9 protein-coding genes are annotated in these 9,987 nt (G+C 59.1%); 2 read left to right on the plus strand and 7 right to left on the minus strand.

Annotated features, from left to right (window positions below):
* Window positions 1-357 precede the first annotated feature (357 nt).
* Window positions 358-492 carry a hypothetical protein gene (locus tag EET67_RS26450; RefSeq protein ID WP_281011207.1) on the minus strand — a complete coding sequence of 45 codons (135 nt, stop codon included), beginning with the start codon at window positions 490-492 and terminating at the stop codon, window positions 358-360.
* A 724-nt stretch (window positions 493-1,216) separates the two neighbouring features.
* On the opposite strand from EET67_RS26450, the gene EET67_RS24555 reads away from it, so the two are divergent.
* Window positions 1,217-2,323, plus strand: coding sequence for a flavodoxin family protein (locus EET67_RS24555; RefSeq protein ID WP_128628803.1), 1,107 nt, complete (start codon window positions 1,217-1,219; stop codon window positions 2,321-2,323).
* 93 nt (window positions 2,324-2,416) lie between these two features.
* Here EET67_RS24555 and EET67_RS24560 read toward each other — a convergent pair whose 3' ends face one another.
* Genes EET67_RS24560 through EET67_RS24585 form a run of 6 tightly spaced genes read right to left on the minus strand, consistent with a single transcriptional unit; the run spans window position 2,417 to window position 8,665 of the window.
* A complete protein-coding gene (locus EET67_RS24560) occupies window positions 2,417-3,469 on the minus strand; it encodes a c-type cytochrome (protein WP_128628804.1) in 1,053 nt (350 codons plus the stop codon).
* Entirely contained in the window at window positions 3,466-4,110 is a 645-nt protein-coding gene (locus EET67_RS24565) for a cytochrome c oxidase assembly protein (protein ID WP_128628805.1), read from the minus strand. Before EET67_RS24565 ends, EET67_RS24560 begins: the two co-directional genes overlap by 4 nt.
* The gene (locus tag EET67_RS24570; protein WP_128628806.1) at window positions 4,107-4,487 is read right to left on the minus strand and encodes a hypothetical protein; all 381 of its coding nucleotides are present in this window, start codon (window positions 4,485-4,487) and stop codon (window positions 4,107-4,109) included. The genes EET67_RS24565 and EET67_RS24570 overlap by 4 nt, the downstream gene beginning before the upstream one ends.
* Window positions 4,488-4,494: 7 nt before the next feature.
* The gene (gene ctaD, locus EET67_RS24575) at window positions 4,495-7,008 is read right to left on the minus strand and encodes a cytochrome c oxidase subunit I (RefSeq protein WP_128628807.1); all 2,514 of its coding nucleotides are present in this window, start codon (window positions 7,006-7,008) and stop codon (window positions 4,495-4,497) included.
* Window positions 7,005-8,057, minus strand: a complete 1,053-nt coding sequence (coxB, locus tag EET67_RS24580; protein ID WP_342634690.1) for a cytochrome c oxidase subunit II — start codon at window positions 8,055-8,057, stop codon at window positions 7,005-7,007. The genes ctaD and coxB overlap by 4 nt, the downstream gene beginning before the upstream one ends.
* A complete protein-coding gene (locus tag EET67_RS24585; RefSeq protein ID WP_128628809.1) occupies window positions 8,057-8,665 on the minus strand; it encodes a PQQ-binding-like beta-propeller repeat protein in 609 nt (202 codons plus the stop codon). Before EET67_RS24585 ends, coxB begins: the two co-directional genes overlap by 1 nt.
* 189 nt (window positions 8,666-8,854) lie before the next feature.
* Here EET67_RS24585 and EET67_RS24590 point away from each other — a divergent pair, with 189 nt between their 5' ends.
* Window positions 8,855-9,364: a GNAT family acetyltransferase gene (locus EET67_RS24590; protein ID WP_128628810.1), complete on the plus strand. Its 510-nt coding sequence runs from the start codon at window positions 8,855-8,857 to the stop codon at window positions 9,362-9,364.
* The last annotated feature ends 623 nt before the right edge of the window (window positions 9,365-9,987 follow it).

The raw sequence follows: 9,987 nt of genomic DNA on the forward strand, positions 1-9,987 counted from the left end.
CCTCGAAGTTCTTGCTATCAGACATATGTGCGCTCACAGGAGCCTCCCAGGACAAATCACCCTGGAGACTCCCAGATCAGCGAACCAGCCGCTACGTGGGGTGACCTACGCGCTTACGACGCATCCGCACCGCCGATATCGCAGGCCAGCAGAAGCTGTACTCTTCCAGGGTTTCGAGTAAAGGCAGACCCCGCTGCCATCCCACCATACGATGACAACACGGTCCGCTCGCTTTGAGCGGAAAGCGCACCGCTGAACGGGTCGAGGCCGCTATCGCGGACCAGCGCCATTAACGACGCTGCTCCATTTCGGAAGTCCACTGGCTGGCACGACAGTAAACGACCACCCCGGACGCGATCATGCCTTACGCACCGCACGGATGATCCGGCCCAGGTGTTCAGGATCAACATCGCCGCCAGCGCGCACCACCATATCGCCGATGACGATTTCCACCGTGCCGCCGCCCACCGCTTCAAAGCGCGTGAACTTCACAGGCTGGTTCGTTTTCTTTGTCAGGGGCGCAACCATCCCCCCGACGAAAGCGCCTGCCGGCCCACGCGTAGTGCTGGGAGGGATTCAGCCCCTCAGAACGCGCAACCGCCGACACATTGCCGCCTGGCAAGCACGCTTCGGCGAAAGTCATGCCTTCTCTTCCGCGGACCGATGGCGCGGCTTACGGCCCGACGGCACAGGCTCCGCCGTCAAAGTCACAAATGTTCGATGCTGATTCACACTGTCGCTCATAGGTTCTCCGCATGACTCATGCACAAAATGAGCCAGCGATGGCCCCGATACGTGGGATGTCCTGCCTGCTTACGTTGCAAGCGGGCGGGGTCCATATACATCCATCATGACCCGGCGCAGCCCGATATTTCCATTGAGAATTTGCAGTGGCAATCAACACCCTTGAGGCGTGAGCAGGCCGAGACGTTGTGACTCGGGAGAAACCGTCCTCGGAACAAATATGTTCCAGTTTGAGTTCGAGCGATAAGGAGGTGTTTGATGTCCGATACAAAAAAATCAGGGCCAAAGAAGGAAAGCCATGAGCCACAACCTGGGGAACACCCCGAAGTTCCGGACAATCCGGTGCCGCTCGGTCCTCCACCTTCGCCCAGACCTAAACCTGAACCGACGCCTGAGCCTCCAGACCTGCCCGGGGGATGAGGCGTAGGAAGCCGGCCACCGCCCGTTTCCTTTCAGCAGCGGAGATAGAACAATGGCCAACTCCTCGTCGTTTCGAACCGGAAAGCCGCCACCTCCACGAAAAGGGTCTCCAAGTCCGAAGCTCGGGGAAGAAGATTTCAAGCACCGCTATGCCCAGCAATTTCTTGATCCGGCCTTCGACGCATTGCGCGGCGACATCGACATGATCGCCGCCATCGCGTGGGAGGCATATTGCGCCTCACGCAAGAGTCCGTTTACGCGAAAGGCCGGACCGGAATTTGCGGACCCGGATTATGATCTGTCCACAGAGTGGCTGGCTGCCCGCGGCGCGGTTCTTAGTGCCCAAGCCAGATACCGGGACAAGGCGGTTGCGCCGCGTATCCTTCTCATAAACTGCTCTTCCCGCAGTGAGCACACCTGTCCGGGGGAGATATCGAAATCCTACCGGCTAGCCGAAATCGCCCAAAACGCCATCCAATCGGAGAAGGGCCTAGAAATAGATTTCCTCGACCTCTCGCGGCTAGCATCGGAATACGGGCGCCACATCCATCCCTGCAAGGCATGTTTTTCGACTGCCGCGCCACTCTGCCACTGGCCATGTTCCTGCTATCCGAACCATTCCCTTGGCCAGACGCAGGACTGGATGAATGAAATCTATCCACTGTGGGTCGCCGCCCATGGCGTCATGATCATAACGCCGGTAAACTGGTATCAGGTCTCGTCGCCATTGAAGCTCATGATGGATCGGCTCGTCTGCGCCGACGGCGGCAATCCCGATCCGACCCTCACTCAAGGCAAGGACGCTGCCAAGGCCAAAGCCGTCGAACTTGGCGGCTGGGACTATCCTCGTCATCTCGCCGGACGAATCTTCTCGGTCGTGGTTCATGGCGATGTCGAAGGTGCAGAAAACGTGCGGCGTTCAGTCTCCGACTGGTTGCGTTTCATGGGGCTGACACCGGCGGGCCAGCATGCGGAACTCGACCGCTATATTGGCTACTGGAAACCCTATGCGATCAGCCATGACGAACTCGACGCCGATGAGGCGATACAGGAAGAGGTGAGAAACGCCGCACGCTCGCTTGCCGATGCAGTGATGGAACAGCGGGCAGGACGATACACGCGTGCAGGTGCCACGCTCAAAGCGCCTCGACAAAAATGACGGTCAGTCAAAACTCCAGGCGATTAACGTAAACATCTTTTTTGCGTGGCGGCGCAAAGGTGTCAATTGGAACCGCTGCCGTCGGAGCAGTGCCTATTTTATCGAAGTGAGATAGGTCGCGACGTCTTCGATATCCTTCTCGCTCAGCTTGCCTGCCACTTTGGTCATGATATGCGCGTAGTCGGTGCCGCCACGGCGACTCTCGGCAAAGAGGCGTAATTGAGCTTCCAGATAAGCCCGTTTTTGGCCGACGATCTTCGGATAGGCCGGGTTCTTGCGCGACCCGCCATGGCATCCAAGGCAGGCTGGAACACTTTTGCCGGGCAAGCCTTGCTCGGCAATCTCCCTGCCTCGCGCGGCTGATACCGGATCGGCCCCCACTGGTTTTGCCGGCAAAGGCTGGCCGGCATAGTATCTTGCAAGCATGTCGAGGATGCTCGCGTCCGTCTGCGAAAGCGCAACCTCCATCATGCCGCTTGGTCGCTTGCCTTCTACATAGGCTCTCAGGCTGCCGATCAGATAGGCACTCGATTGCCCAGCAATGACCGGCACGGCCTCGTCGCGACCGATGCCGTCCCTGCCATGGCAGCGTGCGCAGCGGGCGATAGCTGCATCGAAAGCGGATGGCCTATCCCTAACCGATGGCTCTTCGACCAGCCGACGATAGCCTTCTGCATCGAGGGAAGGTAGCCTGCGAAGGAAGGCCACCATCCCCCAAATCTCGTCGGTTCGCTCCAGGGCTGGCCAGGCCGGCATGCCGGTATAACGCACGCCATGGCGAATGATGCGGAATAGCTGCGCATCAGTCCATTCGCCGACCTTGTGGACAAGGTACGGCGGAGGCGGGAGCATGGCGAGTGCGGCCGGGGAGGGGACCATACCGGGTGCTCCGTGGCAGAAGGCGCAGCCTGTGTCGAAATGAGCGGCGGCTGGCTGCAACAGCCCGGTCTTGCGCAGATCGGGAACGGTAATTCCGAAAGCATAAGTGCGAACCGATGAGCGCATGGCAAAATGCAGGAACCAGTTGGTAATCGGCCAATGGCCGGTGGACGCCGCGACGTTGAAGATGCCGAGCCATGCGACCAGGACCGCCGCAAAGGGCAGAGTTGCCAGTCCAGCCAGCACGAGGCTGCTGCGCGGCTTCATCTGTTGACTCCGGATCCATGCCGTACGGACGGGGCCGACAAAAGCCGCGCCAGCAGCGCTACACCGCCAGTCAGATAAGCCGCCGCTCCCATCAGCAGCATTGCCACCCCACCCAGTTGCTGGTCCTGAACGGCGTCGAGCTCAAAGCCCAGACAGGTCACGGAATCGAACCCGTAAAGTGGCCGCGGGGTCAGCGCCAGGAGCGCACCAAGCAGCGTCATGTGCAGGGATGTCAGCAGCAGGGCGAAGGCCCCGGCCGCACTTTGCCGGTCGCGCCCATGAAAGCCGTCACCGAGACAGGAAAGCCACAGGAGCACGCCGGCGGCCAGGAAGCTCGCCTGCTCGAGGACGGTCACCGCCAGCGACGCCTGCGCCATCGAACGGAGTGCCGGCGCGTGCCAGGCCCACACAACCAAAAGCTCGACCAACGAGGCGGGAATGGGTGTAAACAGGCCGGATTTGCCCGAGAAATTCCATCGCGATCCGACAAGCCCGATCGCGATCAGGGGTGCGGCGATGGTGACGACGCCCATATGGGCGAGCATATGCGCGAAAAAAGAGTCCCGATAGATGTCGAGCAGCGGCCCCAGCCAAATGAGACCAAGGAGGATGATCCCCGCCGTCAGCGCACTGCGCTTCATCGCCAGCACTCCGTCACGAAGAGCAGCGGCATGGCCACATAGATCACGGCAACGAAACTCAAGCCTGACAGCAACAGGGTCGCAAAGCCCTGGAAAAGTCTTCGATCATGCCCGGTTGGGTCATCGTGAGGGGGATCATGCGCACCGAACCCCCATTGCCGCCAGGCCAGCCAGGCCGACAGCACGATCATTGCAAGCGCGACGCTGGTAAAGGTGGCAATGGCGAGCCGCAGCATGTCGAAACCGAAGGCCAGTTGCTCCTGCTTGGCGCAGAAGACTGCGGCGCTGAGATAGCTGGCAAGAAAATGGACGGCCCACACCACCGGTGCCGTAAAGAGCGTCCAAAGCGACTCGATCTGTTTGGGCACGAACCTCATCGCTGCCTCATATCGCCAGCGGAAACAGACCAATCACGGCAAAGGTGACAACGGCCGTGATCGACAAAAAGTGCCAGTAAAGAACGACATTGCGCAGGTCCATGTCGTATTCATCGGTCAGACGGCCTGTCAGGCTGCGCGCGAGGCAATAGACCTGCATCATCAGGCCGACGGCCGCATGCGCGAGCATCCAGATTACCAGGATCCAGACGATTGCCGGATAGATGTGGGCAGTTGGAGCCATCGCATGGGACCAAGGTCCCATGAACCCCGCAGCCGAACCGCCCGCGGTAAGAAACAGCGCAGCCATCAACGATAGTCGCATCGCAAATGGCTGGCCCCTGTCATTCAATGTCCGCGCGGTAAGCAGGGCGAGCCAGGCGGCGAGGAATAAAGCGAGCGCCACCATCGGCCAGAAAGAACCCGGGCCTGCCAGCCCGGCGGTGAAGTCGTCATGGATGGTCCAGTAGAAAAAGTAGCCGAAGACCAGGCTGGCGAAGGCAGTACCATCGCCGACCATGGTGATGAACATTGCCCACCAGCCAACCGAAGAGGGACCGGAAACATAAAGCGGCAGAATGAGTCCCAGCCCGACATCCTTGCGAGGCTTTTCCGGAATCTCGGCCGTTCCGGTCCATAGCCAGTAAATGATCGCCGCACACGTCACGACGCCGCAAATGAGCGCGGTGATCCACCAATGGAAGGTCAGCGCGATGAACACCGCCCCCAACGACGCGGCCGAGACGATCGTCACATAAGACGTGCCGCCAACACGCAGGCATTGCAGCGGTTCGGCATCAAGCACGGAGGTGACCAGCGTTTCGCGGTAACCTTCCTGCGCGTCTGGCAGATAGAAGCGCCCTTCATTGATCTCGCTTGCGAGATTCTTCTGGTCCCAGAGAGGATAACGACTAGTGATGATAGGAATAGAGCGCACGCCCCAATTTTCTTCCGGCTCGCTGATCCATTCCAATGTGCCCGCGTTCCACGGATTGGTTTCGCCGCGCGGTGCGTGATGTTTCGGCCGCAGCACGTCGATCACCACCACCAGCACGCCAGCGGCGAAAATGAACGCGCCGACGGTGGAGATCAGGTTGAGCCAGTGCCAGCCGATATCAGCCGGATAGGTGAAGACCCTGCGCGGCATCCCCCGCAGGCCGGCCAGATGCATGGGAAAGAAGGCCACGTTGAAACCAATGAACATCTGCCAAAATGCGAGCCTACCGAGATGATCCGATAGTTTCCGGGCGTCGACTAGCGGGTAGTAGTAATAGATGCCGGCGATGACCGGAAACAGCATACCGCCTATCAGCACATAATGCAGATGCGCGACAATGAAGTAGGTGTCGTGCGCCTGCCAGTCGAATGGCGCCAGAGCAACCATGACGCCGGTGAGCCCGCCGATGACGAAAATGGCGATGCCGCCGGTGCCGAACAGCATCGGCACGGAGAGAATCACCTTTCCGGCAAGCATCGTTGCGATGAAGACAAATATCTGGACTCCGGTCGGGATCGCCACCGCTTCCGAAGCAGCCGAAAAGAAGGCGAGCGATATCTGCGGCAGGCCGGTGGTGAACATGTGGTGTACCCACAGCCCGAAGGAAAGGAAGCCGGTTCCGACCGCGGCGAGGACGATCCAGGAATAGCCGACGATCGGCCGCTGTGCGAAAGTCGGCACGATCATCGCCATCAGGGCGATCGCCGGCAGGAAGATGATGTAGACTTCGGGGTGTCCGAAGATCCAGAAGAGGTGCTGCCACAGCAGCGGATCGCCGCCCCGCTGGGCGTCGAAGAACGGCCAGTCGAACATGCGCTGCATTTCAAACAGCAGGTCACCAGCAATCAGCGGCGGAAAAGCAAACAGGATCATTCCTGCCACGATCAGCAGATACCAGGCAAAGAGCGGCATCATGTTGATGCGCATGCCTGGCGCCCGGCACTTCATGACGCCGACGATGATCTCGATTGCGGCCGCAATCGATGCGATCTCGATAAAAGATAGGCCAAGCAACCAGATGTCCGCACCGATGCCCGAAAAGTCCTTGTCGGTAGCAAGTGGTGGATACATGAACCAGCCGGAAGAGGGGGCTGCATTGAAGAAGATCGACCCGCAGACAAAAACGCCGCCGATCAGAAAGCTCCAGAAGCCGAAGGCCGAAAGTCGTGGAAACGGCAATTCGCGTGCACCGAGCATCGGCGGCAGCAGGAAGATTGCAATGGCTTCGAAGATCGGCACCGCAAACAGGAACATCATCACTGTGCCGTGCAGTGTGAAGGCCTGATTGAAGAGATCGGCGGAGAGGAAGTTGTTTTCAGGCAAGGCCAGTTGCATGCGCATCAGCAGGGCCAGCACGCCGGCAAACAGCATGAAGGCGAAGGCCGCCGATCCATACCAGAGTCCGATCTGGAAATTATTGACCGATGTCCAGTAGCGCCAGCCGGACGGATTGTCCCAAACGGCGCGCAGTCGTTCGGCCTGAGCCTGCCGTCCCTTAACTGAGGCGGTCTCAGGGCGGGTCATTTCAACCCTTTCAGATAGGCAGCTATGGTCTCGATGTCCTGGTGCGGGAGCATGCCGAAGGCAGGCATCTGTACACCAGGCTTGATCCTGTCCGGTTCGGTGATGAAGCGCGCGATCGTGGCTTCATTGTTGGGCAAGATTCCGGCCCCCAGTGTTCGGCGTGAGCCAACATGAGACAGGTCAGGGCCGATGACACCGGTTGCCTCGGTTCCTTTGATCGTATGGCAAGCACCACAGCCATTTGCCAGGAACGCGTCAGAACCAGCGGCCGCGACATTTTCCGAAGATTTCGCGCACCTGGAGAGCCATTTGCCGAAGGCCATAGGCTCCATCGCGACCACCGAAAACGCCATCAATGCATGCGAGGTGCCGCAATATTCCGCACATGGTCCACGGAATATGCCCGGCTTTGTCGCAAGCAATGAGAGACGATTGGTGCGCCCCGGAATCATGTCCATCTTGCCGCCGAGCGACGGAATCCAGAATGAATGAATGACGTCATTGCTCTTGAGCGTGAACTCCACCCGCTGCCCCACAGGCAGCCTGATTTCGTTGGCCGAGACCACCGCATCGCTCCCGTCGCCGGGGAAGTAGGTGACCCGCCACCAGAATTGTTCGCCCACGACTTCGATGCGCAATTGCGGTGCGTCGGCAAGAGCCGTCCATGGCCGGATTCCGGGCATGAGCCAGAAGGTGAAGCCAAGCAGAAGCGCCAGGACCGCTGAGGGAAAGATTGCTCCGCCCCATAGGATCAACAGGCCGGATGCACGCTCACTGTGGGGATTTTGGCGGGCTCGGCTGGCATACATCACAAGGGCGACCACGCCCAGCCAAATGATCGCGCCTCCGGAAAACATGAACCAGAAGAGGTTGAAGACACTGGCCGCTTCCTCACCGGCGGGTTCGAGCGCAGACTGGATGCCGGAACAGCCTGCCAGGCACGATGGAAGCAATGCAGGAACTGCAAAACCACCGAGTCGATGCGCGTTTCGGTGCCGCATGAAAGGTACAATGCCCCCGTCTACCGAGGCTCTGCAATCCGCCCGCATTATCGGCGGTTACTCATTGGGTAGGGCATAAGCGATGTTGAATCTCCCACCTTTGTTCCTGTGGAACTATGGCCGCCGGCCACAACAACCAGATACTGGCGTCCATCGGCTTTCTGATAGGTCATCGGCGTAGCATTGCCGCCTGCCGGCAGCCGATCACGCCAGAGTTCCTGCCCGTCCGTCACGTCAAAGGCGCGCATGGTAATCAAGCGTGCTACTGTGGAACGCCACCCGCCAGCGGTCGTGATCGGACCGCCGATGCTTGGCACGCCCATTTTGGAGGGCAGTGGCAAGGAAGAAAGGTCGTGCACGGTCCCGGTGCGGCGCTGCCAGATGACATTGCCAGTCTTCAAATTGGCAGCCGCGATATAGTTCCATGGCGGTGTTTGGCAGGGCAGACCGATCGGCGACCAGAACGGCCGCATCATCGCGGCATACGGCGTACCGAAATTCTCGTTGAAGCCCGGTTTTTCCTCCGACACGTAGCTGCTCGTGTCGTCTTCGCGCGAGATCAGCTTGACGACGAATGCCAAATGGACTGGGTTGGCTATGACCACCCCCAACGCTTGCGTCGAGCAAAACGAGGAAATACCTAAAACAACAGTCATTGGGTCTCCTCTATGTCGCTAAATGGAAGACGCGCATAAACGTTCCGACATCAGTGAACGGCATGAACATCCAGGGTTCGTATGTTCGCGCTTCGGAACAATGGGGTCAGGGGAGCGTTCACGGGAATCGAACGGGACTCATCACATGCGAGATGACGCAAAGAGCGAAAACTTGGGGCGGTGCCAGCCATGCGCCTGTTCGAGGTGATCACACGTACAGTATTCGCAATTGCAAGCATCGTGTTGATGCTTCTGGCGGCAGCATTGATCGTTTATGCCGGCGTTCAGGTGATAGTTGCGTATCGTCAGCCCGATCCTGAGGTTGGTTCCACCTTGCTGGAGGCTGTCGGCTACACGGTGATCGCCATCGCCGTGTTCGACGTCGGCAAATATTTGCTGGAAGAAGAGTCCTTCCGCACCCGCGAAATGCGCCAAGCTGGCGAGGCAAGACGCAGCATGACCAAATTCGTCACGACCATCGCCGTGGCAATCTTTCTTGAATCGCTGGTCACAGTGTTTGAGGCCAGCAAAGCCGACATAAGCACCATGATCTATCCGACCTTTCTCCTTCTGGGTGGGGTCGCGCTTCTGGTTGGCCTTGGCGTCTATCAACGCTTGAGTCTGACAGTTGAAAACGAGGTGGTCAGCACAGGTGAAAAGGACAAAAAAACAGCCCGCATGCGTAAAAGCAACGGCTGATGACCGGACGGAGAAATTAGCCCGGTGCCCGCGGTTCAGTGGATCGCGGGTGCCCATTGCCCCATCCACGTCAAAAATCGCGTTGGCTAAACTGGGCGTTTGATACACTCGACCTTTTTGCCTGTCGCAGGCGGGCTACTAGCGCTGGTTATCAAGGGCCCGAAGCTATCTCTTGAATGTCCGCAGGTCTAAACCCACACAGGAGGTGGCGAAGCCGTGCGGGGCAATGCTGCCCTCCGCATCTATTTGGTGCCGCATCTACTGGCGAGTTCCGGAAGAGCTGGCCGAGACAAAGGTCATCCTGAGTGCCCGATTGTCGGTCAAAGATCGACCAACCGCAAGCACGTCGCCTAGAATAGCAAACCGGTGAGATCTGGCGATTTACCGTTTCGACTTTGCCGCCCATGGGACGCCGGTGTTGGGGCGGTTGGTTAGCTGTTGACGTAAGGCCCGCTGGTCAACGATGATCACCCTGGCACGCGCTTTGGCTTTGCTGCAAGGAGGCTAGGCCGTGTGGACGAATTTGATCAAGCATAGTCCGGCGGCGAAGCTTACGATGGAGCGGAAGTTCCGTGCGGTCTTTTCGCAGCGCAGGGCGACGCGTTTGAAGCGCTTGAGCCGGC

Source organism: Borborobacter arsenicus (assembly GCF_003934165.1).
Taxonomy (GTDB): domain Bacteria; phylum Pseudomonadota; class Alphaproteobacteria; order Rhizobiales; family Rhizobiaceae; genus Pseudaminobacter; species Pseudaminobacter arsenicus.